The sequence below is a fragment of the Vibrio sp. A2-1 genome (assembly GCF_021728355.1).
Taxonomy (GTDB): domain Bacteria; phylum Pseudomonadota; class Gammaproteobacteria; order Enterobacterales; family Vibrionaceae; genus Vibrio; species Vibrio splendidus_K.
This window is the reverse complement of the sequence record NZ_JAKKCO010000016.1, coordinates 1-26,801: the sequence shown is the minus strand read 5'-3', so window position 1 is coordinate 26,801 and position 26,801 is coordinate 1. Positions and strand designations below refer to the sequence as shown.

Sequence of the window (26,801 nt, the reverse complement as noted above, 5' to 3'; positions counted from 1 at the left end):
TGCAATGGTGAGAACAAACGCAAACGTTTATCCTCACTTTAATTAGTGAATGACACTAGAAGATCTGTTTTTTAAAGCGATATTTTTAGAAGCTATGCTAAACGTTAGAAACCATGCTTGAAGTTAGAAGCCACGCTTGAAAAGCGTCGCGAGATAATCGAACTCTTCTCGGCTTTCTTCAGCGTTTAACGACTCAAACCAAATTGATTCGCTGTAATGCTCAGACTTTAAAAACATTCGACAATCTTCAAAATCAATCAACCAAGAATGCATATCGGCGTCCCATTGCTTTTCAACAACAGAAGCTGACAGCAACGCCACCAGCTTTTCACCTAGCACTTCATAAGAATCAAAATCAAAACTTGGAGACGTAATCAATAAACGTCCTTCCTCAGCCAAATATTCTCTTAAGCCAAATTCTGTTGGTGTTGTCATGTCCCTATCAACCTTATTCTTTTTCTATGAACTAACCGTTCTTATAAGCTAAACGCTTCTGAAAACTAGCAATTAGCCGTGTGTGGTGATGTGTTCTTGAATCAAATCTAAGAATGGATCAGCGTACTTATCGAGTTTGCGTTGACCGACACCATTCACAGCCAGCATTTCGCCATAAGATGTGGGTAGGATTTCAGCCATATCAATCAGCGTCGCATCACTGAATACCACGTATGGTGGCAAGCCATCTTCATCAGCAATCGACTTACGAAGCTTACGCAGTTTGGCAAACAGCTTCTTATCGTAGTTCTTACTGCTCAGTTTATCGGACTTCGCATTACGCACTGCTGTATCTAAACGAGGCACAGCCAGCTCCAAAGACATCTCTCCGCGCAGTAACGGACGTGCTTCTTCGGTTAACTGTAACGTCGAGTTACGAGTGATGTTCTGGAACAACAAGCCCTTGTGAATCAGCTGACGGAAGATACTGATCCAGTAATCGTGGCTATGGTCACGGCCAATACCGTAGGTAGACAGTTTATCGTGGCCATTATCACGGACACGAATGTTCTGCATACCGCGCATCACTTCGACCACGTAGCCCATACCAAACGACTGATTGACACGATACACACAAGACAACGCCTTCTGTGCCTCTTGGGTCGCATCAAAATGCTTAGGTGGGTCGAGACAGATATCGCAGTTGCCACATTGCTTCTCGCGATATTCGCCAAAGTAGTTCAACAGAACCTGGCGACGACAGGTTTGAGCTTCAGCAAAGGCACTCATCGCGTTCAGTTTGTGCATCTCAACTTGTTTTTGCGGGCCTTCTTCTTTCTCATCCAGCATACGACGCAGCCAACCCATATCAGCAGGGTCAAACAACATCATAGCTTCAGCAGGCAAGCCATCACGACCTGCGCGGCCTGTCTCCTGATAGTAAGATTCGATGTTACGTGGAATATCAAAGTGCACCACAAAGCGTACATTGGGTTTGTTGATGCCCATACCAAAGGCTACAGTCGCCACAACGATCTGAATATCATCACGTTGGAAAGCTTCTTGAACGTAAGCACGTTCGTCGGTGTCCATGCCAGCATGGTAACCCGCAGCGCGAATACCGTTATTGCACAGCTTCTCGGTCACCATTTCCACTTTCTTACGGCTACCACAATAGATGATGCCGCAATTGCCTTTCTGTGTTTCTAGGTAGCGAACCACCTGAGACACGGGCTTATGCTTCTCAACTAGGTTGTAGCGAATATTAGGGCGATCGAAGCTGCCTAAGTACGTATGCGGCTCCACCAGCTGCAAACGCGAGATAATATCTTTGCGCGTTGCATCATCGGCAGTAGCGGTTAGCGCCATATAAGGCACATGTGGGAAATACTGTTTAAGCTGACCTAACAAAGCATATTCAAGACGGAAATCGTGTCCCCACTGAGAGATACAGTGCGCCTCATCCACCGCAATCATCGAAAGCGGCAAGCCTTGCAAGCGCTCGATGAAGTCACGCATCAACACACGCTCTGGCGAAGCATAAACCATCTTCAATTGGCCTGAGTTCATGCGGTTGAACACGCTCAACAGTTGATCGCGTGGCATCGATGAGTTTATGCACTCAGCCGCCACACCATTGGCTTTCAACTGGTCAACTTGGTCTTTCATTAAAGAAATGAGCGGTGAGATAACCAAAGTCAGTCCATCACGCACTAAAGCCGGGATCTGGTAACACAGAGACTTACCACCACCGGTTGGCATAATAACCAAGCTGTCTTTGCCTTCAACGGCTAGGTCTATGACCTCTTGCTGACCATCACGAAAGCTTTGATAACCAAAGACATCTTGTAAAATATCTTGCGCATCATTCGCGGGAGTTGGTGTTTGCTCAGCAATCAGAGTGGCGGTCATTGTGGTTCCTAATCAAGGTATAAAGTCAGCGTGCAGCATTGGCAAGCAAGGCGCACATTGTAGAGGGGAACGCTGGCGAATTAAACCGCAAATTGTTAGGTGAAAAGGGTTATCGCTCCTATACTGACCAACTCTCTTATAAATCTTATTAATAAGCACTCAGTGCTAGAGAAAGATGCATGACACAGGAAGAACAACAACGTACGCGCCAGGGGGTTTTGCTTGCCGTCGGCGCCTACACCATGTGGGGTATCGCCCCTATATATTTCAAATCTTTAAGTGACGTTTCCCCGTTAGAGATCCTTAGCCACCGTGTAGTATGGTCCTTTTTCCTACTCGCTTTCTTACTGCACATTGGCCGCAGCTGGCGTAAAGTCCGCGACACCCTGACCTCGAAACCAAAAATGCTCTATTTGGTGGCGACGTCTATTTTGGTGGGCGCTAACTGGCTTATTTTTATTTGGGCTGTGAATTCCAATCACATGCTTGATGCCAGCTTGGGGTATTACATCAACCCACTGATTAACGTGTTGCTCGGGATGCTCTTCCTCGGCGAACGCTTACGTAAGCTGCAATGGTTTGCAGTGGCTCTTGCTGCGATTGGCGTATTAATCCAATTAATTGCCTTCGGTTCAGTGCCGATCGTCGCCATTGCCCTAGCCTTTAGCTTCGGTTTTTATGGCTTACTGCGTAAAAAGGTGAGCTTAGAAGCGCAAACAGGTTTGTTCATTGAGACTCTGGTTATGTTGCCTCTCGCAGCAACGTACCTACTATTTATTGCTGATAGCCCAACCTCGGACTTCTCAATGAACCCGATGCAACTCAATCTGTTACTGGTTGCTGCTGGTGTTATTACCACCATTCCACTGCTGTGCTTTACCGGCGCTGCAACACGCTTGAAGCTATCGACCCTCGGCTTCTTCCAGTACATTGGACCAAGCTTAATGTTCTTGTTAGCGGTGCTGATTTATGGCGAAGCGTTTACCAGTGACAAAGCGATTACCTTCGCCTTTATTTGGGGAGCGTTGGTGATATTCAGCTTTGACGGTCTGCGTAACAACAGAAAGAACAAACGCGCTAAGCAGTAACACTGATCGTTTTTTACAAGACAATCCCTTAATACGAAGATAAGCTTGGTTGAATTGATGACTATTTGACCAAGCTTTTTTGTACCATGGATAAAGTCCACTATTACTCTACCCCAACAGAAGATATCAGCCTGATCCAAGCTCAATACCAAGAGTTTGCTTTTCAGCGCCACTATCATTTGGACTTTCACATTGGTTTAATTACCCAAGGACAGCAGAAATTCGTCTATAAAGGGACGAGCCATAATGTTGGTGCTGGCCAAGTTGTTATCATGCCACCCGATGAGCTGCATGATGGGCACTCCAAACTCGATTCGGGTTATCAAGTCAGTGTATTTGCAGTTTCTCCCCAATGGTTTCAAGATCTTGCCGATCCCAAGAAGAATGGTCACACATTAGGCTTTTCTGAGTTGATCCTCTCCGATCAAGCTGCATTTTCACAATTACGCAACTTACACGGCCTATTAATCCATCAAAACATCAGCCAGCTCGCTCAAGATTGCTTACCTTTCGAAGGATTCTCGACGATTGTCGATCGTTATGCGAAGTTTGGATCGAAGAGTGACATCAAATTGGGTAATCAATCGATTGATACGCTAAAAGATTATTTGATGGCAAATTTGGATCAACCAGTGCGATTAGAACAATTGTCTGAGTTGTGTGGTTTAACCACGACTCAATTCCAACGCCATTTTAAAAACAGAATGGGCATTACGCCTTATGCATGGCTGAGCCGTTTACGTATGGAACAGAGCATGCGTCTGATTAAGTCTGGGATATGTGGTACCAAGGTCGCGCACCAAGTAGGCTTCTATGACCAAGCACACTTCTCTAAGGCTTTCAAAACCACGTTCGGCGTACCACCCTCACAAATCAACTAAGTGTTGATAATTTACAATTGCTCGATTTCAAATCACGGTAAGCTACGCTCAATACGATTACTTATTTAAAAATAGCGGCAACGTTATTGAGAACTGACGATGAACGAAGTCACCATACTGATCACCCTAGCCTCTATCCACTTCATCGCTTTGATGAGCCCCGGCCCTGATTTTGCGTTAGTCGTGCAAAATGCGACGCGTCACGGACGCCAGACAGGCTTGTACATTGCGCTTGGTTTATCTTGCGGGATCTTGCTGCACTCATTGCTAAGCCTGACGGGAATAAGTTACCTAGTCCACCAACAACCGACATTATTTGCCATTATCCAACTAGCCGGCGGTAGCTACTTGCTGTACTTAGGCTACGGTGCACTTAAAGCAACCTGGCAAATCATTCAGAACCACGATGATGATGCCGATATCGTCAATTCCAACGATCTGATTCTGACCAATAAGCGTCAGGCATTTTCGAAAGGGTTTGCGACCAATATTCTCAACCCAAAGGCTTTGGTGTTCTTTATCAGCTTGATGTCGAGCCTAGTGCCTGCCGACATGTCTCTGTCAGGTAAAGGCTTTGCGCTTATCATCCTATTTGGTCTGTCTCTGTTTTGGTTCTCACTACTGGCGTGGATGCTTTCAACTAAGGCATTGCAAAAGAAACTCAGCGAAGCAACGGTATACATCGATGGCTTATGTGGCGTGGTATTCAGCCTTATTGGCGTGAGTATTCTTTGGCAGTCGCTGTCCGGTTTAATCGCTTAAATTCGAATCAAGATTACAATTCGTTAACAACACTCTGGCTATCTCATCTTTCCACTGCCAATCTAGCTCTGCATATTAAAAGGAGAAGATCATGCAGTGGAAAACAAAACTAACAACCCTCGCCACTTCTACCCTACTTTTTGCCTCTCACGTCAGTTGGGCAAATCAAGCTGCCGATTCCGTCGCACCCGAACAAAGTAGTGGTTTAGAAACCAAACAGCTCGTTAAAGCCAACGATTGGATTGTCACCGCGGCCAACCCTCTTGCCACACAAGCCGGTGCTGATGTACTTGCTCGTGGTGGTAACGCGATAGACGCCATGGTTGCTGTGCAGCTTATGCTTGGCATAGTGGAACCTCAGTCATCAGGTATTGGTGGCGGCGCGTTCCTTGTTTATTTTGATGGCAAGGACAAGCAACTCAAAACCTACGATGGCCGTGAAACCGCGCCGCTTGATGCCACACCACGTCTATTCCAAGACGAAAACGGCCAACCGCTTAAATTCTATGATGCCGTGGTTGGCGGTCGTTCTGTTGGCACGCCAGGCACGGTGCAATTACTGTGGGACACTCACCAGAAGTACGGCAAGCTCGAATGGGCGTCACTGATTAAGCCTATTGCTCAGCTGGCTGAAGAAGGTTTTACTATTAGTCCACGTTTAGCCACCTTGATTGAGAATGACCAAGAACGTCTAAGCCGCTTTGCCACCACCAAAGCCTACTTCTTCAATGCCGATGGCAGCCCGAAAACCGCAGGTACTCAACTTAAGAACCCAGAATACGCGGCCACGTTAAACGCTATCTCGAAGAACGGCGCTAAGGCCTTCTATCAGGGTGAGATCTCTGCCGACATCATTAATACTGTGCAAACTGCCAAAGGTAACCCGGGCGTATTGGCACAGAAAGATTTCGACGCGTATTCAATTAAGCAACGTGAGCCAGTTTGTTCTGCTTACGAGAGCTATCAAGTATGTGGAATGGGGCCACCAAGTTCAGGTGCATTAACGGTTGGGCAGATTTTAGCGATGACCGAGCAGTTTGATCTTAAATCATGGGGACCGAACAACGCAAAGTCTTGGCAAGTGTTAGCAGACGCTTCTCGCCTAGCCTTTGCAGACCGTGGTATGTACATGGCGGATCAAGATTATGTGCCAATGCCTACCCAAGGGTTAGTGAATACTGACTATTTGCAGGAACGTGCTCAGCTAATTACCGCAGGTAAGGCATTAGACAGTGCGCCATCAGGCACCCCACCATGGGATCACGCAATGCTGCGAAGCCAAGATGTTTCTATTGAATTGCCGTCCACCAGCCACTTCAATATTGTTGATAGCGATGGCAATGTCGTGTCGATGACCACCACTATTGAGAATGCCTTTGGTTCACGCTTGATGGTAAGAGGCTTCCTACTCAATAACGAACTAACAGACTTCTCATTCAAGACACACAACGATGGCAAACCCATCGCCAACCGACTTGAACCGGGCAAGCGTCCACGTTCTTCAATGGCACCCACCATTATCATGCAAGACGATAAACCTTACATGGCAATTGGCTCTCCGGGAGGCAGCCGTATCATAGGTTATGTGGCACAAGCGATCATTGCTCATACCCAATGGGACATGGATATTCAGCAAGCCATCAATCAACCACACTACCTAAACCGCTTCGGTACCTTAGATTTGGAAAAAGGAACATCAGCGGAAAACTTCAAATCTGAGCTAGAAAAGATGGGATTTGAGGTCAACGTTCGCGATCTTAACTCTGGTTTACACGCGATTCGCATCACAAAAGATGGTTTAGAAGGCGCTGCAGACCCTCGTCGTGAAGGTGCAGCCATTGGTCAGTAGGGAATAATCCTCCCTTTTTACTCGCTGCCTTGTGCGAGATCTCTCACAAGGCAGTGAGTAAATATCGATATTTGATGACGAAATTAGTCACCAATATATCGTAACCAATTGAAATAAAACGATACGTACGTTTATCATTCAAATAATTATATAGAAATTCGCTTATGCACCATTGCTGATAAATAAAGAATCGGTAATATGAATGGTGTCGGAAGGATGCTGACACGGAACAGGAAACGCCAAGGATTTGGTTATCTTCAGGATGAAGATTCGATTACTCAGGATGAATAATCGGCATGGATAGCGAAATGGACATTGAATGGACGCTAATAGTAACTAGGATGGTTGCTACTAAGGAAAGACAATGGACACCTCTGGACGAGGAAAGGACTGAACATCAGGATGATGTAAAGGACACCGCTCAAGGAACAAGTGACGCGCGCTAACGAGGATTGTTGGCAGATCAGGATAAGATCAAGGACACCGCTAGGAAGGCGACGAAAGGAATACGCTGAAGGATAACAGCACACTATCATGGATTTGATGCATGGAGCACACTTAGTAGCCGGATTGCTGCGAGTAAGACTATAGACCCCGATGAGCGCAAGCTCTCGGGGTTTTTCTTTATCTGTCGTTTCACTTATTCCTCTCTCAAACAAATAAATCAAAGACCTTTAATTACAATTCTGACATTTAAAGCATTCACTTCTTAACCACTTCCGAGTAACGTAAGTCTTACTAGGCTCAACTAGTTTCATAACCATAATTAAACTAAGGACAAATTCATGTCACACGTTACCTTCAAAGGCGCTGCTGTACCGCTAACAGGCACATTCCCACAAACTGGCGAACAAGCACCAAGCTTTGCACTGACTGCAGGCGACCTTTCTGAACTGACTCTTGCTTCTCTTGAAGGCAAGAAAGTGGTTCTAAACATCTTCCCAAGCATCGACACAGCAACTTGTGCAACGAGCGTACGTACGTTCAACGCAAAAGCAGCAGAACTTGAGAACACGGTTGTTGTTTGTATTTCTGCTGACCTACCGTTTGCCGCTGGCCGTTTCTGTGAACTAGAAGGCATTGAAGGCGTTCAACACGCTTCAACTTTCCGTTCTCCTGCGTTTGCATCAGATTACGGCGTAGCGATTGCTGAAGGCCCACTATCAGGCCTAACAACACGTGCAGTTGTCGTTGTTGATGAAAAAGGTGTGGTGACACACAGCGAGTTGGTTGCAGAGATCACTGAAGAACCAAACTACGAAGCGGCACTTGCAGCACTGTAAGTCTCACTTTGAGGCAACAATGTCTTCAGCTCGTATTAACCTAATTTAGGTCGGTATCGAGCAATAAAAAAAGAGCAGCCATTGGCTGCTCTTTCTGTTTTTAATAATGAACGATTTTTAGATACCGAAGTAGCAGATTAAAGCTGCTCTAATCGAGCATAAGCCGTTACTAACCACTTGATGCCTTCACCGTTAAACGCGACTTGAACTCGGCTCTGCGGGCCACTTCCCTCGAAGTTGATGATAGTGCCTTCACCAAACTTAGGGTGCTTAACGCGAGAACCCAAACTAAAGCCTGTTTCGTTAAAGTTCTCTTTCACGGCGGTTTGGCTAAAGCGGCCACTGCTTGCAGGGCGGCTCACTTGCGCTTTCATACGCACTTCATCCAGACATGTCTCTGGTAGTTCACGAATAAAGCGTGACGGTTTGTGGTACTTGTCCTGACCGTACAAACGACGCATCTCAGCGTAAGTGATGTAAAGCTTCTCCATAGCACGAGTCATGCCTACGTAACACAGACGACGTTCTTCTTCTAAACGCCCCGCTTCTTCTGCAGACATCTGGCTTGGGAACATACCTTCTTCCACACCCACCATGAATACCATTGGGAACTCTAGGCCTTTGGCACTATGCAGGGTCATTAACTGAACCGCATCATCAAACTCATCAGCCTGACCTTCACCCGCTTCCAAAGCCGCATGAGTCAAGAATGCCGTTAGCATGCTCATTTCATCTGCTTCTTCTGGTTTTTCAAACTGACGCGTTGCCGTTACCAATTCTTCCAAGTTCTCAATTCGAGCCTTCGATTTCTCGCCTTTCTCTTGCTCGTACATCGCAAACAAGCCCGACGATTTGATCACGTGGTCGGTTTGCTCATGAAGCCTCAGTTCTATGGTGTCATCTTCAAGTGCATTGATAAGCTCAATAAAGCGGCTCAAAGCACCTGCAGCACGGCCTGGTAACACTTGTTCTTCTATCAGAGCAACACTGGCTTCCCACATGGTTGCACCACGATCACGCGCCGCAAGACGAATCGTTTCTAGCGTTTTATCGCCCAAACCACGCGTAGGCGTATTGACGACACGTTCAAACGCCGCATCATTGCTGCGGTTACTCATTAAACGCAGGTAGCTCAAGGCATCCCTGATTTCCTGACGCTCGAAGAATCGCATGCCGCCGTAGATTCGGTAAGGTAAACCACCTTGGATAAGCGCTTCTTCAAGCACACGAGACTGGGCATTATTACGATAAAGCATCGCGGTATCTTCTAGCGCACCGCCTTTCTCTTGCCACTCTTTGATTTTGCTGACTGTGAAACGCGCTTCATCTAACTCGTTATAAGCCGAGTAAACAGAGATTGGCTCGCCATCATTGCCATCGGTCCAAAGCTCTTTACCCATACGCTCGGTGTTGTTCGAGATAAGCTCGTTCGACGCCTGCAGAATGGTTTTGGTTGAACGGTAGTTTTGTTCGAGTCGAACCGTTGAAGCGCCTGGGAATTCATCCAAGAACTTCTGAATATTTTCGATTTTCGCGCCGCGCCAGCCATAGATAGATTGATCATCATCACCCACGATCATCACGCGACAATCTGGGCCTGCCATCATACGTAGCCAAGCGTATTGGATGTTGTTGGTATCTTGGAATTCGTCGACAAGAATGTGCTTAAAGCGAGCTTGATAGTGCTCGCGGATGTGTTTCTTATCGCGCAATAGTTCATGCGATCTCAACAAGATCTCAGCAAAGTCGACCAAGCCAGCACGATCACATGCCTCTTGGTAAGCAGAGTAAATCTTTAACCACGTTTGAGTTATTGGATCATGATAGGCGTCAATGTGATTTGGGCGCAGCCCTTCGTCTTTCTTGCCATTGATCCACCAAGAAGCTTGCTTGGCTGGCCACTGCTTTTCATCAAGGTTTTGCGCCTTGATTAAGCGACGTAGTAATCGAATCTGATCATCTGAATCAATGATCTGGAAGTCTTCTGGCAGTTTTGCATCTAGGTAGTGAGCACGAAGGATGCGGTGACAAATACCGTGGAAGGTGCCGTTCCACATGCCTGACGAGCTGCCCATCATCAACTCTTCAATACGACCACGCATCTCTGCTGCCGCTTTGTTGGTGAAGGTAACCGACATGATAGAGAACGGTGATGCTTGCTCTACGCTTTGTAACCAAGCGATACGATGCACCAACACTCGCGTTTTACCACTGCCAGCACCTGCCAGAATAAGTAGGTTTTCTAAAGGTGCTGCGACCGCCTCACGTTGTTTGTCGTTTAGGCCATCGAGTAAAAGCGAAGGATCTATCATTGGATATGCTCACTACTGGGTATTTATACATAAAAGTCGATTATAACCTAAACACTAGGCTGCGTTTAGGATAATAAGAAGAAAAAACAATCAAAAAATAACATCATATAATCAGTAACTTAATAGCTAACACATCATTAATATTGATATTTTTTATAATGCAGTGAAATTATTTCCTAGTTCTTCCTATCCTTTTTAGTAAGCAAGTTAACAACTTATTAACCTGCGATATAAAAATACTATTAAGTCCTAGAGGGAATGACTATGAAAAATTCTAATCTTGCTGTTACAGCTGCAATCACAAGTGTACTAGCGTTCGGCGGTGCAGTTCTTACATCAGCACCTGCGGAAGCAGCAGCAAAAGAGAAATGCTACGGTGTGGCAAAAGCTGGCCAAAATGATTGTGCAACCAAAACAAGTTCATGTGCGGGTACAGCCAAAGAAGACAACCAATCCGATGCATTCGTGGTCGTTCCTAAAGGACTGTGTGGCAAATTATCAGGTGGTAACACTCAATCATCATAATTGAGCTGCTTAGTATGGTGAGCTGACATTCAGCTCACCTCCACTTTCCATTAGGAGAATCGTTGTGACTCAAACTCTTCATCCCAACGCAGGGGTTGGCCTTAGAACACCGCACTTGGACTTCTTTAGCCAAAACCCAGCTTTAGTGAGTTGGTTAGAGGTGCACAGCGAGAACTACTTTTTAGCGAAATCACCGCAACGTCAACAACTGAGAGAGATTCGTCACGCACACAACATAAGTTGTCACGGCGTTGGGTTGTCATTAGGTTCTGTTGAGCGCATCAATCAACATCATCTGATGCAGTTAAAAGACCTGATTGATGATATCGAGCCCTTCTTGGTTTCTGATCATCTCAGCTGGAGTCAGACCGGCGGTCACTACTTCAATGACTTGTTACCGCTGCCTTATACCGAAGAGGCGTTAGAAGTCTTCTGCCGCAATGTCATCGAGGTGCAAGACGGCCTGCAACGCCCTATGCTGATTGAAAACCCATCGAGCTACCTTGCCTTCAAACATTCAACCATCCCAGAGTGGGAATTTTTAGCCGAGGTACAAAAGCGTACCGAGTGTCGCCTACTGCTCGATTTCAATAATATTTTTGTCTCATCTTTTAATCACGGTTTCAGCTGTGAAGAGTATCTCAATGGAATACCAGCAGACAAAGTGGAAGAGATTCACTTGGCAGGTTTTACCAAAAAGAAACTCGAACAAGGTGAGATCTGGATAGACACCCACAGCAAGCCTGTCTGTGACGAAGTGTGGCAACTCTACACGCAATGGATAGAACAACATGGTTCGCGCCATACCTTGATAGAGTGGGATTTAGATATCCCAGAGCCACAAATTTTATTGGCTGAAGCGACCAAAGCCAGTGATATTTTGTATCAACACGACAAGTTCAACCAAAGGAGTCGCGCTTCATGAGCCACTCTTTAGCTAATGTGCAATCGGAGTTTGCTAACGCCCTACGCTATCAAAACAATGGTGAGCACTGCGACATAGTGAGCGACCACTTTTCCGATGAACAGCGCATCCAGATCTACCGAAATAACTTTGTGATTAGCTTGAGTGAAGTACTGGCTGCTACGTATCCACTGACTGAAATGTTGGTTGGTGAAGAGTGCTTCCAACAAATGGCTCGTCTACATGTCTTAAGTTATCCATCAACCTCTGGTGACGTCAGTGGTTACGGTGAACACTTTGAACAAACTATCCAAGCCTTTCCTGCTGTTATCGAGGCTGCACCTTATCTCGCTGAAGTAGCTTTGTATGAATGGCAAAAAGATAGCTTGGTGAGATGCGTTTCAGAATCACATGTCGACCAACGTCCTCTTTCTCGTTTAGCTGATGTACCGCAAGAACAACAAGGCGCTTTAGTCTTTCATCTCAAAGATTCAATAACGCTAATTAATTCTAGCTGTACGATTATCGCGCTTGAGCAGGCTATCTATCAGCAACAACTCGATGGGTTAAACATCAACCAACCTGAATTTGGGGTGTTAATCCGATCGGAAAATTCACAGATTGAGAGCCATTGTTTGACAGAAGAATGCCATCAACTATTAACCGAATTTCAATCGGGTCAAACGCTCTCAGCGATAGATCCTTTACTACTACAACATCTGAATACTGTCATGGCACTGAACGTCATCTCAGGCTTTTCAATCAATGCCGAATTGGAGACATAATATGGATAACAACACAGTCACGAACATGATGGCTCAATACGACAGTTTGATTGAGAAATCACAGGCACTTTTTGTTCCTCTGCTACTTTTGTTTTGCCGCCTATGGGTGGCGTGGGTCTTCTTTAACTCTGGGTTAACCAAGATAGCGACATGGGATAGCACCCTTTACTTGTTTGAATTGGAATACCAAGTGCCTCTTTTGCCTTGGGAATTGGCCGCTTACATGGGTACCGCAGCTGAATTGATTCTGCCGGTATTCTTAGCGCTTGGCTTGTTAACCCGACCAATGGCTGCAGTGCTGTTCGTTTTCAATATCATGGCCGTCGTGTCATACCCTGTATTGTGGGCACAAGGCTTCTATGATCATCAGCTTTGGGGATTAATGATTCTTATCGTCGTGGTATGGGGAGCAGGACCATTTTCACTTGATAGAATCTTAAAAGCGCAGTTCAAAAACTAAACCTCTTTTCCATGGTCTCCAAATTTACATAGGTCCAAAACGCAAAAAACCACTCAATTGAGTGGTTTCTTTTTATCTGGAATAAACTACTTGTTTAGAAAAGCTTGTAGCTCTTCAGCAGAGATACCTTGCTCGGCTAGCTCTTTTGCTAGTAGCTGAACTTGTTCACCTTTACGAGATTCAACCACGCGTTGAAATTGGTAAATGATATCTCGCAAAGTATCAATTGGAACTTGTTTTGCCGCACTGCGAATACGCTCTTCACTTTGGTTTCCTAGCTCTTTAAGCAATTTACCAAACATGACCTTTTCAGGTGCATCTTCCATTTGTTCTAAGATGCGCGCCATTTCGTAGGTTGTTAATGACATTACAGTATTTTCCGTTGGGGACTAACGTTTCAATGAGTGACAAATATACCATGTTTTAACGTTTCGCAAACCGCCATTTGTATATTTTGTCACCCTTGATACTTATGCCTTAGCAAACGTCGTATGCCACGACTTACCCGCCTTGCTCGCAAGCACTAACAACGCAGGAACAATAAGGAACATTTGTAGCGCAATCATCACTTGAGACGTTAAATCAAGACGTTGCATCGTACCAACAAGCAGTCCAGAACCGCTCATTTGGAACAAGCCAAGCAACGCAGCTGCGGTACCCGCACGGTCACCAAAAGGTTCAAGAGCCTTACCGGCTGCGGCACCAAGAATCCAAGCGAAGCCAACTGAAGATAGGAAAATCGGCAGCATGAATGCGATCGCGCTAGCATGCTCAGCAAGCACCAACATAACCACACCCGCTAAGCCAAGCGTTGAAATACCGACAACCAATGCTTTGTAAGTACCAAAACGGTCCATGAACTTCGGTGCCGTGAATGCCGCCGTGATGTTGATAACCGCGTTGATACCAAACCAGAACGTAAACTCATTCATCGTCAAACCTAGGTTTTCCATCAGCACAACAGGTGCAGAGGTAACGTAAGCAAGGATTACTGCCATCGCCATTAAGCATAAGGTTGCGTGGAAGATGAACGATGGTGTTTTCAATACCGACCAGTAACGCTCTAATTTGAACACCGCGACCTTTTCTGTCGCCGGATTAGACTCTTTCATTTGGAAAAACAGAATTGTGCCAACCACGACAGCGAACACAGCCATAAAGCTAAAGTTCGAGCGCCAGCCAAATTGTTGAGTTAACCAAGCACCAAGAATCGGTGCTAGTGCAGGAATAAAGCAAATGGCACCATTGAGGTAACTGATCATGCGGCCACTTTTTTCCGGGCCAAATAGATCGCGAACCGTTGCAAAGGCAGCTACAGAAGTCGCACAAGCTCCTAAGCCTTGTAACAGCCGAGCTATTAGCATCATATCAATCGACTGAGCTGCCCACGCCAAGCAAGCACTCAGTGCATAGATACTAACACCTCCCAATGCAACGGTTCGACGTCCTAGCTTATCAGCCAAAGGGCCTGCAAATAATTGCCCGACACCCATGGCGAATAAAAACCAAGTAATCGTATCTTGTGCTAATGCGTGTTCCACGTGAAACGCTGTTGAAATTTGTGGCAGAGCTGGAAGATAAATATCTATAGCCAAAGGGCTAAATAGAACCAGCATTGCCAATAAAGCAACCTGCAGTTTACTAGGGGTTGGAAGCGCGTTAGAAGGCACAAGATTCTCCGAATGAGTTAATTTAGGTGCATAATAACCAACTAAAGATATGAACAAAAATGGCATATACTCATTAGCATTATTCCAAATAGGAAACTCACATGAATATCGAGAAACTATCACGCCTCGACCTCAATCTATTGGTTTGCTTGCAGGTGCTGATGGAAGAGCTGAGTGTCACTCGCACCGCACATCGATTATGCTTGAGCCAGTCAGCGGTGAGTAAGTCGCTAGCCAAGCTTCGTGAGCAATTTAATGACCCCCTTTTCACGCGAAGTGCTCATGGCCTACGACCAACACCCAAGGCTGTATTTCTCAAACCTCGATTAGAAACATTGATCAATCAACTTGATGTGCTTACCCAACCGGAAACTTTCATACCCAACAATAGCGACCACAGCTTTCACATTGCTGCCGTTGAGAGTGTGTACCCACTGATTCTTCCTCATTTCTTACCGGCGATATTTCGACAAGCACCTAAGATCAATATCAACACCCACGCGTGGACCGAACAAACCTTTAAGAAGCTACAGCTTGGTGAGCTAGATATCGGGCTCACTGGCAAAGACATCGACATCAACGACGCGCGCTTAACTATGCTGCCGCCAGACGACATCTGCGAACAAGAGATCTACCGTGATGCACAGATGTGTGTGTTAAGGCGTAACCACCCAGCTCTAAGTGGTAAATGGGATTTGGGAACCTACCTTGCGCAGCGTCATGTACAAGTAAGATGTGATGGTAATGACCGTTGGCTACTAGACTACAAACTTGCCGATCTTGGCCACCAACGTGATATCGCTATTTCAGTTCCAGACTTCAATAGCGCGGCGAGCCTGTGTACCTACACCGACTTTGTGTTTACCGCACCAAGCCACTTTACTTACCTCGTCGCTAAGCAACTCGACTTAGTGGTTGTTCCTTTACCAATGGAATTCCCACCGATGGCATACACTCTGTTTTGGCACCGTGACAGAGAAAATGACCCAGCGTTAACTTGGCTGCGAGATATCATCAAAGAAAAAACTCTGCACCTTAGATAAAAATGGCGTACAGCGTTTGCAGCAAACGAACAAAAGCGCTAGCTTATTGACCTAATAAGTCCCCTCGCATATATATCGACTGTGAGTGTTAACAAGGACCCTAACAATAAGGATAAACACAGATGCACAATATCACTGCTGAACGCGTTGCTGCGGTTCGAGCTTGGCTTGAAACAAACAACCTAGATGCCGTTATCATTCCACACGAAGACGAATATCTAGGTGAATACGTTCCAGCTCATAACGAGCGACTTCACTGGTTAACAGGTTTCACTGGCTCTGCAGGTGCCGCTGTTATCACTCGTGATACTGCTGCTATTTTTGTTGATGGTCGCTACACCGTTCAGGTTCGTAAGCAGGTACCAGCAGAGTTATTTGAGTATCGCCACCTTATTGAAGAACCGGCTTTAGATTGGATCATCAATTCATTGCCACAAGGCAGTAAGGTTGCATTCGACCCACGCATGCACACCGCTGCTTGGTTGAAAGGCGCACAAGCAAAACTAGCGGAGAAAGTTGAGCTAACAACGTTATCAGCAAACCCGATTGATGAGCTTTGGTCTGACCGTCCTGAGCCTGTTGTATCTGATGTGCGCCTAATGGCAACAAACGCCGTTGGTCAATCAAGCGAGAGTAAGCGCGCTGAGATTGCTGGCTTGTTAAAAGCAAAAGGTGCAGACGCCGCTATCCTTACCGAGCTAGACTCAATCTGTTGGTTGCTTAACATTCGTGGCTTGGACGTATCTCGCCTACCTGTTGTGTTATCCAACGCGATAATCCACGCCGATGAAAGTGTCGATTTCTTCCTAGACCCTGCTCGTACTCCAGCTGGCTTTGAAGCACACGTTGGTAATGGCATTCGAGTTTCTCACCCATCAGAGCTTGAAGCGCGCCTTCAATCTTTAGAAGGCAAAAATGTGTCTGTCGATTCAAGCACAAGCAATGCTTGGTATACGCTTGTTCTTCAAAACGCTGGCGCTCATATCATTGAAGCAGCAGACCCATGTCTAATGCCAAAAGCCGCTAAAAACGAAACTGAAATTGCCGGCATGAAAGCGTGTCACATTCGTGATGGCGTGGCGATGGCGAAATTCCTGTCTTGGATTGATGCAGAAGTCGCACAAGGTAACCTGCACAACGAAGCGGTATTGGCTGACAAAGTCCAGTCGTTCCGTGAGCAAGACCCAACGCTGATGGACCTAAGTTTCGACACTATTTCAGCTGCAGGCGGAAACGCAGCTATGTGTCACTACAACCATGAGAACCAACCTGAACCAGGTCAGTTAGAGATGAATACTCTGTATCTAGTCGATTCAGGCGGTCAGTACTTAGATGGTACAACCGACATCACTCGTACTATCGCGATTGGCCAACCAAGTGACGAAATGATTCAGCAATTCACTCTCGCACTGAAAGGTCATATCGGCATCGCACGAGCTCGTTTCCCACAAGGCACTCGTGGTTTCCAACTTGATATCCTAGCGCGTCAGCACTTATGGGCAGAAGGCTTCGATTACGACCATGGTACTGGCCACGGTGTTGGTCACTTCCTCAGTGTTCATGAAGGACCGCAAAGCATCTCTAAGAAGCTGATCGACGTGCCTCTTGTTGAAGGCATGGTGTTATCAAACGAACCGGGTTACTACCGTGCAGAAGAGTTCGGTATCCGTATCGAAAACCTAGAACTGGTTGTTGAACTTCCAACTCAAGGTGACTTCTCAGTACTAACGTTTGAGTCGCTAACACGTTGCCCTATCGATAAGCGCAACATCAATGTTGATTTGCTAACCCGACCTGAACTGGCATGGCTGAACGACTACCATCAGAAAGTTTGGAACGACGTTAGCCCATTAGTTGAAGGTGATACATTGGAATGGTTACGCCAATCAACCACTCCATTGGCTCACGCTTAACGCTTCACTAAGCTGTTAGCTGAACCAAAACGAACTTGCTAAGTTAAATAGAAAAACGGCTACCCAAAGGTAGCCGTTTTTATTTGCCAGTATCATTAAGATGTTTCACGTGGAACATAAACCAAACATTGATTAACCAGAATAGGCACTGTGCCAATCACGCCACACTGGGTCGAACCCTCGCTGTCGGATCATCGACTCAACATCGGCTGCACTTCTCTCATCGCTAATCTCAAACTGCTCGAGTTCTTCCTCACCGGAAGCATAACCACCAGGCTGGGTTTTAGAAGCCGCAGACATACTCGTGATCCCTAATGGCAGCACGTTATCGCGGAAGGTTGCCGACTCACGAGTAGATAGAGACAACTCGACCTCAGGATTCAAGAGTCGATATGCGCAGATAAGCTGAACCAACTGTTTATCGTTCATGACCGACTTAGGCTGTAAGCCTCCACTAAACTCCCCACCTTCACACGGGCGAAGACGTGGGAATGAAATCGAGTAACGTGTCTGCCAATAAGTACGCTCCAGGTAATCTAAATGAGCAGCAACAAAAAAGCAGTCGGTTCGCCAATCTTCCAAACCAATCAAGGCACCAATCCCTATCTTATCGATCCCCGCCTTTGCCAAGCGATCGGGGGTTTCAAGACGATATTCAAAGTCCATTTTATTACCGCGTAAGTGATGCTCAGCGTAGGTTCGTGGCTGGTAAGTCTCTTGGTAAACCATCACCGCATCTAAACCGAGCGTTTTAAGTTCTGCGTAATCTTGTTGGTCAAGCGGCTGCACTTCCATCGCAAGGTAGTTGAATTGCTTTTTGATATTCGGCAACACCTGTCGAAAGTAATTCATCCCGACCTTAGTTTCATGTTCACCGGTGACCAACAAAACGCTATCGAACTTCATCTTTTTGATAGCCGCACTTTCGGCATCAATTTCATCCAAAGTAAGCGTGCGGCGCTTGATACGGTTCTCCATTGAAAAACCACAATACGTGCACGCGTTAGCGCACAGGTTAGATAGGTATAAGGGAATATAAAGCGACATCGTATTGCCAAACCGCTTGCGAGTTAGCGCCAACGATTGTTGTGCCATCTGCTCTAGGTAAGGTTCTGCCGCCGGAGAGATCAGAGCCTTAAAGTCTTCTAAGTCACGTTTGGGTTTACTCAGAGCACGTTCAACATCCGCTGCCGTTTTACTGAAGATAGACATACCAATGTCATCCCAGTTGAGCTGTTTAAATCGATCAACAAACGTCATAGCAATACTACTCGTCTAGGAATGAAGTTAGCGGGCTCGAAGCAACCGCGTGAGATACTTTTCCTGCAAGTCCAGCAAGGTAAGCCGTTCGACCCGCTTCAACTGCCAGCTTAAAGGCAATCGCCATATCAACGGGTTGTTGGGAAGCCGCAATCGCCGTATTCACTAACACAGCGTCTGCGCCCATTTCCATTGCACGAGCAGCATGAGATGGCGCACCAATGCCCGCATCAACAATCACAGGGACATTCGCTTGGTCGATAATGATCTCTAAGAAGTCTGCAGACGCAATACCCTTATTTGAACCAATAGGTGCGCCCAACGGCATAACCGCAGCACAACCCACCTCTTCCAAGCGTTTACACAATACTGGGTCGGCGTGGCAATAAGGCAACACAACAAAGCCATCTTTGACCAGTTGCTCAGCGGCTTTAAGCGTTTCAATAGGGTCTGGCATCAAGTACTTTGGATCTGGGTGAATTTCCAGTTTGAGCCAATTTGTGCCTAGAGCTTCACGAGCCAAATGCGCAGCAAAGATGGCGTCTTTTGCATTCTTAGCACCAGAGGTATTCGGCAGTAAGTTCACGCCAGCATCCATGATCGGTTGTAGGATATCGTCTTGCTCAGAGCGAATATCAACTCTCTTCAGCGCCATGGTTGCCAGTTGAGAACCTGAAGCTTCGATAGCACTCGCCATCAAGTGCTTATTGGCAAACTTGCCAGTTCCAGTAAAGAGTCGAGATTGAAACGTTTTATCGGCGATAGTTAACATAGTTAGCCTCCTGCAATGGCTTGGAAAAGAGATATAGCGTCGCCTTCATTAACGACCGTTTGTTGCCACTGGCTACGCGGGACAACCGCATTATTGATTGCAAAGACACAACCTAGATCAGGTAGTGATAGAGCTTGGATAATGTCCGCTAGAGACGACGAGTGCGCTACCTGTTCTGGTTGCTCGTTTATCGAGATCGTTATATTGCTCATTGGATTTCTTCTTCTAAATGCTTAACTACCGACGCACTGCACACAGGACATTCACTATCTTGAGTAACCATAAGGTTTTGCCAATTCATCGCTTGGCCATCAAACAGTTTGAGCTGATGTGTTGCGACCTGAAACTCACCACGAGTTAAACGTTGAATAGCAGCCAAAGCTTGAAGGTTACCTATGGTGCCGACAACTGGGCCTATGATGCCGCTATCGCTGCAACGAGTCGTTTGTGGATGATGCCTGAACGGGAACAAACAGTGATAGCAACCTTTCTGACTCTGATAATCAAATACAATAAACTGGCCTTTCCAGCCGATTGCAGAACCAGAAATCAAAGGGGTCTTCGTGCTAAAACATGCTTGGTTAACCTGCTGGCGTGACTCGAAGTTGTCAGTACAATCCAACACTAAGTCAGCTAGCATCACTTCAAGTTCAAGCTGACTTTCACTCATTCGTTGATTGATAGTTCTTACTTGGCTGCGAGCATTGAGTTCACTCAATTGTTGCTTGAGAGCTTCAACCTTAGGAAAACCTAACTGACTTTCCCTGAACGCGACCTGTCGTTGCAGGTTCGATGAATCTACACAATCATCATCGACCAGCACGATCTTTCCAACACCAGAAGCTGCGAGGTAAAGAGCCGCAGCATTACCTAAGCCACCACAACCAATCAGCAGCACATGACTATTTAGTAGGTTACGTTGCCCTTGTTCACCCACTTCAGGTAACGCAATTTGTCGTTGATAACGAATAAATTCAAAGTCACTCAGCATAGCTAGGCTCCTGCATAACCTCTTCTTTGATAATTGGAGATTTAGGGGTCATCAGTTTTTCGAAAAATTCGATCACTTTTTGTGGGTCTTCCGCCAATGTAATCGCACGTACCACCGCTAAACTCGACACCCCACACTCCCACACCTGCCCAGCTGTCGATTGGTCAATACCGCCAATAGCAACCGTCGGATAACCGGTGAGTTGTTCTGTGTATGGGATAGTATCAATCAGCTGTTGATACAGAGATAAACGAACTAAACCTTGAGGCTTCGATGGCATCTGTTTAGTTGTTGTTGGGAAGATATGCCCCAGCGCAATATAGCTTGGGTTGATTTGAACAATGCGCAGCAACTCGTAATAACCATGAGTCGAGAGACCGATCTTTATACCCGCTTGGCTCAACTGTGAGAGGTTTGATTCTTCAATATCCTCTTGCCCTAAATGAACACCAAAAGCACCATGCTTGAGTGCAAGCTGCCAATAATCGTTGATAAAAACCTGAGCGTTATGCTCTCGACCAAGCTCGATTGATCGTTCGATTTGTTGTTCCAAGTCCGCTTGCTGCGGGTTTTTAATACGTAGTTGAACAGTGTTGATGCCAAGCTTGAGCAACCTTTCGATCCACTCAACATCATCAACCACTGGGTATAGCCCTAAGCTACCCTTACTCAATTCAGGGAACGAAAGTGATGTTCCCTGGTGAGCCCAACCAACACTAATATCCACTCGCTCATCTTCTAGCACTGGGATCGGAAAGTTTTGATAGTTTGCTGGCCATGTTCCACGTGAAACATTAAATGCTGCGCGAGCTAAAACCAATGCGTCTTCTAATGGGAATTCCAGCGCCAACAAAGTAAGTAACCAAGCAAAGTGGCCGCGATTATCTAACTCCTGATGAGCTGTAGTTTCACTCTTGATAGCACGATTGGCATCTAGGTGTGACCAGATATCCAGTACAACTGAATCATCTGATACACCGATATAAATGGTATTCGGAGTTTGTGTAAAGGCATCACAAACGTCAGTTAGCGCGACTGAATTACTGTAATCAACAACATGGTTCAATTCCGCTAGCTGACACTTCGCCAATGAATCAACATCATGAGCGAAGCCAATAGATAACGCCTGCTGAGAATCAACGATAGAGAAGTATTGAGTTGGGCTTACGCCCAACTCAACTGCACCGGTTGCCAAGCCTTGTCGCTTAGCAACCAATAGACAGTTCTGCACCTCTCCCGTTAACTCAATATTTTGAGATGGGATGAGTATTTTCACTGTCATTATTCCTCTAGTTGAGCTTCTTTTGCACCTACTGCAGGGTGGTAAAGTTCAGAGCCAGTATCACGAAACTCTTGTGATTTTTGACGCATCCCTTCTAGAGGGTTATCCAACATCTTAATCTCGATAGCCTGATCAGCCGCTACTTGTTCTGTATCTTTCGCATACTCTCGAACTTCCTGAGAGATCTTCATCGAGCAGAATTTTGGTCCACACATTGAGCAGAAGTGAGCAACCTTACCCGACTCCTGCGGTAAAGTTTCATCATGGAAAGAACGCGCGGTTTCCGGATCTAAAGCTAAATTAAATTGGTCTTCCCAACGGAATTCAAAACGTGCCTTTGATAACGCATTGTCGCGGATTTGTGCGCCCGGGTGCCCTTTCGCCAAGTCTGCAGCATGTGCTGCCAGCTTGTAAGTAATCAAGCCAGTCTTCACATCTTCTTTGTTTGGTAAGCCTAGGTGCTCTTTAGGGGTGACATAACAGAGCATCGCACAGCCGTACCAACCAATCATGGCGGCACCAATACCTGAGGTAATATGATCGTAACCAGGAGCAATATCTGTCGTCAGTGGACCTAAAGTATAGAAAGGAGCTTCATGGCAGTGCTCTAACTGCTCGTCCATATTCTCTTTGATTAGGTGCATTGGTACATGTCCAGGGCCTTCAATGATCACCTGAACGTCGTATTCCCAAGCCACTTTAGTCAACTCACCTAGAGTACGTAATTCCGAGAATTGAGCTTCATCATTGGCATCAGCAATCGAGCCCGGACGCAGACCGTCACCCAATGACAGAGCTACATCGTACTTCGCACAGATCTCACAGATCTCGCGGAAGTGAGTATAAAGGAAACTTTCTTGGTGATGAGCAAGACACCATTTCGCGATGATGGAGCCACCACGAGAGACAATACCAGTCACACGCTTAGCGGTCATTGGTACGTAACGAAGCAATAAGCCTGCGTGGATAGTGAAATAATCAACACCCTGCTCTGCTTGTTCAATCAAGGTATCACGCATTACTTCCCAGTTAAGGTCTTCCGCAACGCCATTCACTTTTTCAAGCGCCTGATACATAGGAACTGTACCAATCGGCACCGGACTGTTACGCAAGATCCATTCGCGAGTCTCGTGGATATTACGGCCAGTGGAAAGGTCCATCACGGTATCGCCACCCCAGCGAGTCGACCAAACTAGCTTCTCAACTTCTTCTTCAATCGAAGAGCTTACTGAAGAGTTACCTATATTGGCGTTCACCTTCACTAAGAAGTTTCGACCAATAATCATCGGTTCTGATTCTGGGTGGTTGATGTTTGAAGGGATAATAGCTCGACCTTCTGCAACTTCTTTGCGCACGAACTCAGGGGAAATTTCTTTCGGTAGGTTGGCACCGAAGTTATGGCCAGGGTGTTGATGATTAAGCTGCTCATCAGCAAACTTCTGACGGCCCATATTCTCACGTATTGCAATGTACTCCATCTCAGGAGTGATAATGCCTTGACGAGCATAATGCAGCTGGGTAACACACTGGTTACCTGTAGCACGACGAATTCTAGGTAGATTGCCGTAACGAAGGTCGTCTAGGGTTTCATCTTCTAAACGTTCTTTGGTGTAAACAGAGCTTACATCGTCTAACAGTTCCGTATCGCCACGCTCTTCAATCCATTGCTCTCGCAACTTAGGAAGACCGTTATACAGGTCTATTTCGTGTGTAGGGTCTGTATAAACACCGGAGGTATCGTAAACTTGAATAGGTACATTAGGTTCGAATACAGGCTCTTTTTTGCTGCCACCCACAAGGCTATCAGCGAGTGATATTTCTCGGACAGGGACTTGAATGTCCGCTCGAGATCCTTGGATGTAAGCTTTTTTTGAATTTGGATAAGGTTGTACGGATAAAGAATCAATGAAATTCTTCGCTTCCAGTCTTGCTTGTTTACGACTCGACATAGCATTTTTCCTTGGCTTTTAGCCATTATTTATAGGGATAAAAATGCTTGACGGATTTGATGCTACAAGAGGGATCACAACAAGAAAATACAGTTGCGATCTGGAGATAGATCTCTAGAAGGATTCTAGTTAGATATCTACTCTTGTTCCCTTCGCAGGTATTAGCCTGATCAGGTTCAACGGATCCCGAGTTAACGGTCTCAGCCATATGGCACTCCGACAAGTTCGATCGAGTATATAAAAACGGCTTGGATAAACCAAGCCGAGTTGTTAACAAATCGTAAGAAAGTTTTAAGACTTTATCAAAAGTTGGAAGCCGATCCATGCTGCTGAGATGCTGAGAACCACGTTGAGTAGCACATTGAGTCCCATCTTAAAGAAAGCACCCTGCTGCATAAGAAGCACGTTATCCATCGAAAATGTAGAAAATGTAGTCAATGCTCCAAGGAAACCAAGACCGATGATCTGCCTCCATGGTTCTGTCGCAACCATCTCATTCTCAAACGCTGCGATGAGCAAACCCATAATTAAAGAGCCAATTACGTTAACTGTCAGTGTACCGTAAGGGAAACCACGTCCTAGCATCACCACACATAACTCTGAAATCAAATAACGCGAACAAGCACCAAATGCGCCACCAATGGCAATAAAACCTAAAATAGATAACTGACCCATGAATCCTCCCAAACAATAGTCCCTATATTCTAGCTTTACCGTCGATAAAAGCGAGGGTAGAAACTAAGAATGCATGCGCAAATATTAAACGTTACAGGTGTCACTTAACTTCAATATATCCCATCAATCCTGTTTTCATGTGCTCAATTACATGACAGTGGTACATCCAGCGTCCTGGGTTGTCTGCAACAAATGCAGCTTTAGCTCGGCCATTTTTTCCAAGTAACACTGTATCGGTATGGAAAGGCTCTTCAATTTTTTTACCATCAAGTTCCAATACAGTAAATGTATGCCCATGAATATGAATCGGGTGATGATATTGAGTGACGTTCTTAAGATCGAATATGTAAGTCTTACCCAACTCTAAAGTCGCCAACGGTTCAGGAATATTGTCTTTACTCATTCCTTCCCATGCTCTTTTATTAGTAAGCCAAAACTTAGGCATGGACTTCCCATTTTTAGAAACTGGTGATACCGCACCTTCCCACTCGAACACAAAATCGATCTCTTCAGCATTAGCAAGATCTAGATTAGGTACCGGGTTAAGAGGTAACAATGGCAATAAACGCCCTTCAGTAAGGGGGGAATCTACTACCTCGAACTCGCATAAAGAGAAAGGAAAGCGGCCCTTCATTTGAAGAACATTAACTCGATCGCCTACTCTGGGCGCTATCAGTCCAATATCCACGCGCATCCCTGGGCCGATTTTATGTTGAGTCAGTTTATATGGCGTCTTTACAGGATTACCATCAATGGCAATCACCCATGCCTCAGCCCCTTCGACAGCAATAGGATAAGTGATCGTATTATCGACATTCGCAATACGCAGTCGAGTCGTTGCGTGCTGCTTTAATTGGTATACAGGTTCATGAACACCATTGACGCTACTCCACTCTCCTGGAGTACCCATACGAGCACTTAGTCGTGGAATCATTAAGTCTTTCCATTGACCCTGTTTATCGATGTGCCAATGCTTAAGCATCAGTGCATGCTCTTCATCAAACTGCACTGGAGTATTCTCTTCTACGATAATAATACCAACTAAGCCCATACCAAGCTGCTTGACACTATTCATATGTGGGTGATACCAAAATGTGCCAGCATCTGGCGGCGTAAACTCATAAATGAATGTTTCACCTGGCATGATCGGTGGCTGACTTAAGAAGGGAACACCGTCCATTTCGATAGGAATTCTTAAGCCATGCCAATGGATAGTCGTCGGCTCTGATAGCTTATTCGTAAAGCGGATCGTGACCTTTTCACCCTGTCGACATCGAATTGTCGGAGCAGGGATCTGTCCATTAAAGGCTAAAACATTGGTATTAAATCCCGTCACCAACTCAGCTGTTGAAGGTTCAGCAGTTAAGTCATAGACATACTTACCTTGCCCATCAAGAGACTGCTTCATAGAACAAGCAGGCAAAACAGTTAGTGCAGATATAGCGAGAGATGATTGAATAAACTTACGACGGGAAATATCCATATTTGTTGCCTTTTAGTAATAACGACCAAAATGTAACAAAATATTGAGAATAATTCTCATAAAGAAGTGGGGATTGTGCTGTTGATTGTTTATAAAAGAGACTGGGATAAGTAAGCACTTACACTTTTAAGGCTAGGTTTTATTAAAAGCAGGAATTATCGACTAAAAATCGAACAAATATAAAGTGAAAAAATAGAACTTCTGCTGAGGCATTGATATGGAAGGGTGGAGATTTCGACTCCCAACAAGTGCTATTTTGGTAAGTCGGAGAATCCGCTGCTTTGCTAATGGCGTATATTAGATTCAGAAAGCAAAAAGGCTCTAGCATTTCTGCTAGAGCCTTAAATATGGCAGGGGTGGAGAGATTCGAACTCCCAACACGCGGATTTGGAATCCGCTGCTCTGCCAATTGGAGCTACACCCCTAAAACTTTTTATTACTTCAGATTCGAAAAAACCTCGCACTAGGCGAGGTTATCGAATAAGTGGCGGAGTGGACGGGACTCGAACCCGCGACCCCCGGCGTGACAGGCCGGTATTCTAACCAACTGAACTACCACTCCGCAGTG

General features: G+C 45.8%; 24 protein-coding genes, 2 tRNA genes and 1 riboswitch. Of the genes, 11 read left to right on the top strand and 15 right to left on the bottom strand.

Annotated features, from left to right (window positions below; translation table 11 throughout):
• Positions 1 to 123: 123 nt before the first annotated feature.
• Positions 124 to 435 (bottom strand): DUF3630 family protein, encoded by a 312-nt coding sequence (locus L3V33_RS22985; RefSeq protein WP_009848192.1) that lies wholly within the window; start codon positions 433 to 435, stop codon positions 124 to 126.
• Positions 436 to 507: 72 nt separating this feature from the next.
• Entirely contained in the window at positions 508 to 2,346 is a 1,839-nt protein-coding gene (gene recQ / locus L3V33_RS22980; protein WP_237291254.1) for an ATP-dependent DNA helicase RecQ, read from the bottom strand.
• A gap of 179 nt (positions 2,347 to 2,525) precedes the next feature.
• Here recQ and rarD point away from each other — a divergent pair, with 179 nt between their 5' ends.
• From rarD to tpx, 5 genes are all read left to right on the top strand, one after another.
• A complete protein-coding gene (rarD, locus tag L3V33_RS22975; protein WP_009848190.1) occupies positions 2,526 to 3,434 on the top strand; it encodes an EamA family transporter RarD in 909 nt (302 codons plus the stop codon).
• 86 nt (positions 3,435 to 3,520) lie between these two features.
• Positions 3,521 to 4,315 (top strand): AraC family transcriptional regulator, encoded by a 795-nt coding sequence (locus tag L3V33_RS22970; RefSeq protein WP_017077762.1) that lies wholly within the window; start codon positions 3,521 to 3,523, stop codon positions 4,313 to 4,315.
• Positions 4,316 to 4,414: 99 nt separating this feature from the next.
• Positions 4,415 to 5,077, top strand: coding sequence for a LysE family translocator (locus L3V33_RS22965; protein WP_054548411.1), 663 nt, complete (start codon positions 4,415 to 4,417; stop codon positions 5,075 to 5,077).
• Positions 5,078 to 5,168: 91 nt separating this feature from the next.
• Positions 5,169 to 6,926: a gamma-glutamyltransferase gene (gene ggt, locus L3V33_RS22960; RefSeq protein ID WP_237291253.1), complete on the top strand. Its 1,758-nt coding sequence runs from the start codon at positions 5,169 to 5,171 to the stop codon at positions 6,924 to 6,926.
• A 785-nt stretch (positions 6,927 to 7,711) separates the two neighbouring features.
• The gene (gene tpx / locus L3V33_RS22955; RefSeq protein WP_050635162.1) at positions 7,712 to 8,209 is read left to right on the top strand and encodes a thiol peroxidase; all 498 of its coding nucleotides are present in this window, start codon (positions 7,712 to 7,714) and stop codon (positions 8,207 to 8,209) included.
• A 137-nt stretch (positions 8,210 to 8,346) separates the two neighbouring features.
• Here tpx and uvrD read toward each other — a convergent pair whose 3' ends face one another.
• Positions 8,347 to 10,521, bottom strand: a complete 2,175-nt coding sequence (gene uvrD, locus L3V33_RS22950; RefSeq protein ID WP_016792508.1) for a DNA helicase II — start codon at positions 10,519 to 10,521, stop codon at positions 8,347 to 8,349.
• Between the two features lie 264 nt (positions 10,522 to 10,785).
• Between uvrD and L3V33_RS22945 the strand changes: the two genes are divergently transcribed.
• From L3V33_RS22945 to L3V33_RS22930, 4 genes are all read left to right on the top strand, one after another.
• Complete coding sequence (locus L3V33_RS22945) at positions 10,786 to 11,046, top strand: DUF2282 domain-containing protein (protein WP_004736650.1); 261 nt, start codon at positions 10,786 to 10,788, stop codon at positions 11,044 to 11,046.
• 64 nt (positions 11,047 to 11,110) lie between these two features.
• Positions 11,111 to 11,971 carry a DUF692 domain-containing protein gene (locus L3V33_RS22940; RefSeq protein WP_237291252.1) on the top strand — a complete coding sequence of 287 codons (861 nt, stop codon included), beginning with the start codon at positions 11,111 to 11,113 and terminating at the stop codon, positions 11,969 to 11,971.
• A complete protein-coding gene (locus tag L3V33_RS22935; protein ID WP_237291251.1) occupies positions 11,968 to 12,735 on the top strand; it encodes a DNA-binding domain-containing protein in 768 nt (255 codons plus the stop codon). Before L3V33_RS22940 ends, L3V33_RS22935 begins: the two co-directional genes overlap by 4 nt.
• 1 nt (position 12,736) lies before the next feature.
• Entirely contained in the window at positions 12,737 to 13,195 is a 459-nt protein-coding gene (locus L3V33_RS22930) for a DoxX family protein (protein ID WP_237291250.1), read from the top strand.
• An 86-nt stretch (positions 13,196 to 13,281) separates the two neighbouring features.
• On the opposite strand, the gene L3V33_RS22925 is transcribed toward L3V33_RS22930, so the two are convergent.
• Both L3V33_RS22925 and L3V33_RS22920 read right to left on the bottom strand, forming a co-directional pair.
• Positions 13,282 to 13,563 carry a hypothetical protein gene (locus L3V33_RS22925; protein WP_004736654.1) on the bottom strand — a complete coding sequence of 94 codons (282 nt, stop codon included), beginning with the start codon at positions 13,561 to 13,563 and terminating at the stop codon, positions 13,282 to 13,284.
• Between the two features lie 102 nt (positions 13,564 to 13,665).
• Positions 13,666 to 14,865, bottom strand: a complete 1,200-nt coding sequence (locus L3V33_RS22920; RefSeq protein WP_029222012.1) for a multidrug effflux MFS transporter — start codon at positions 14,863 to 14,865, stop codon at positions 13,666 to 13,668.
• Positions 14,866 to 14,966: 101 nt separating this feature from the next.
• On the opposite strand from L3V33_RS22920, the gene L3V33_RS22915 reads away from it, so the two are divergent.
• Both L3V33_RS22915 and L3V33_RS22910 read left to right on the top strand, forming a co-directional pair.
• Positions 14,967 to 15,908 carry a LysR substrate-binding domain-containing protein gene (locus tag L3V33_RS22915; RefSeq protein WP_237291249.1) on the top strand — a complete coding sequence of 314 codons (942 nt, stop codon included), beginning with the start codon at positions 14,967 to 14,969 and terminating at the stop codon, positions 15,906 to 15,908.
• 122 nt (positions 15,909 to 16,030) lie between these two features.
• Entirely contained in the window at positions 16,031 to 17,821 is a 1,791-nt protein-coding gene (locus tag L3V33_RS22910) for an aminopeptidase P family protein (protein ID WP_237291248.1), read from the top strand.
• A gap of 132 nt (positions 17,822 to 17,953) precedes the next feature.
• On the opposite strand, the gene thiH is transcribed toward L3V33_RS22910, so the two are convergent.
• The 10 genes from thiH to L3V33_RS22860 form a co-directional block, all read right to left on the bottom strand.
• Positions 17,954 to 19,081: a 2-iminoacetate synthase ThiH gene (gene thiH, locus L3V33_RS22905; RefSeq protein ID WP_237291247.1), complete on the bottom strand. Its 1,128-nt coding sequence runs from the start codon at positions 19,079 to 19,081 to the stop codon at positions 17,954 to 17,956.
• 7 nt (positions 19,082 to 19,088) lie between these two features.
• Entirely contained in the window at positions 19,089 to 19,853 is a 765-nt protein-coding gene (locus tag L3V33_RS22900) for a thiazole synthase (protein ID WP_237291246.1), read from the bottom strand.
• A 2-nt stretch (positions 19,854 to 19,855) separates the two neighbouring features.
• Positions 19,856 to 20,065 carry a sulfur carrier protein ThiS gene (gene thiS / locus L3V33_RS22895; RefSeq protein ID WP_237291245.1) on the bottom strand — a complete coding sequence of 70 codons (210 nt, stop codon included), beginning with the start codon at positions 20,063 to 20,065 and terminating at the stop codon, positions 19,856 to 19,858.
• Positions 20,062 to 20,844 (bottom strand): HesA/MoeB/ThiF family protein, encoded by a 783-nt coding sequence (locus L3V33_RS22890; protein WP_237291244.1) that lies wholly within the window; start codon positions 20,842 to 20,844, stop codon positions 20,062 to 20,064. Before L3V33_RS22890 ends, thiS begins: the two co-directional genes overlap by 4 nt.
• Positions 20,834 to 22,126 carry a thiamine phosphate synthase gene (locus tag L3V33_RS22885; RefSeq protein WP_237291243.1) on the bottom strand — a complete coding sequence of 431 codons (1,293 nt, stop codon included), beginning with the start codon at positions 22,124 to 22,126 and terminating at the stop codon, positions 20,834 to 20,836. The genes L3V33_RS22890 and L3V33_RS22885 overlap by 11 nt, the downstream gene beginning before the upstream one ends.
• A complete protein-coding gene (gene thiC, locus L3V33_RS22880; protein ID WP_237291242.1) occupies positions 22,126 to 24,075 on the bottom strand; it encodes a phosphomethylpyrimidine synthase ThiC in 1,950 nt (649 codons plus the stop codon). The genes L3V33_RS22885 and thiC overlap by 1 nt, the downstream gene beginning before the upstream one ends.
• Positions 24,076 to 24,205: 130 nt before the next feature.
• A riboswitch (TPP riboswitch) is annotated at positions 24,206 to 24,304 on the bottom strand.
• Positions 24,305 to 24,366: 62 nt separating this feature from the next.
• Positions 24,367 to 24,750: a fluoride efflux transporter CrcB gene (gene crcB / locus L3V33_RS22875; RefSeq protein ID WP_004736665.1), complete on the bottom strand. Its 384-nt coding sequence runs from the start codon at positions 24,748 to 24,750 to the stop codon at positions 24,367 to 24,369.
• A 100-nt stretch (positions 24,751 to 24,850) separates the two neighbouring features.
• Positions 24,851 to 26,233 (bottom strand): multicopper oxidase family protein, encoded by a 1,383-nt coding sequence (locus L3V33_RS22870; RefSeq protein WP_237291241.1) that lies wholly within the window; start codon positions 26,231 to 26,233, stop codon positions 24,851 to 24,853.
• Positions 26,234 to 26,581: 348 nt separating this feature from the next.
• Positions 26,582 to 26,658 (bottom strand) — tRNA-Trp (locus tag L3V33_RS22865).
• Between the two features lie 60 nt (positions 26,659 to 26,718).
• Positions 26,719 to 26,795: transfer RNA gene (locus L3V33_RS22860), tRNA-Asp, on the bottom strand.
• Positions 26,796 to 26,801: the final 6 nt, after the last annotated feature.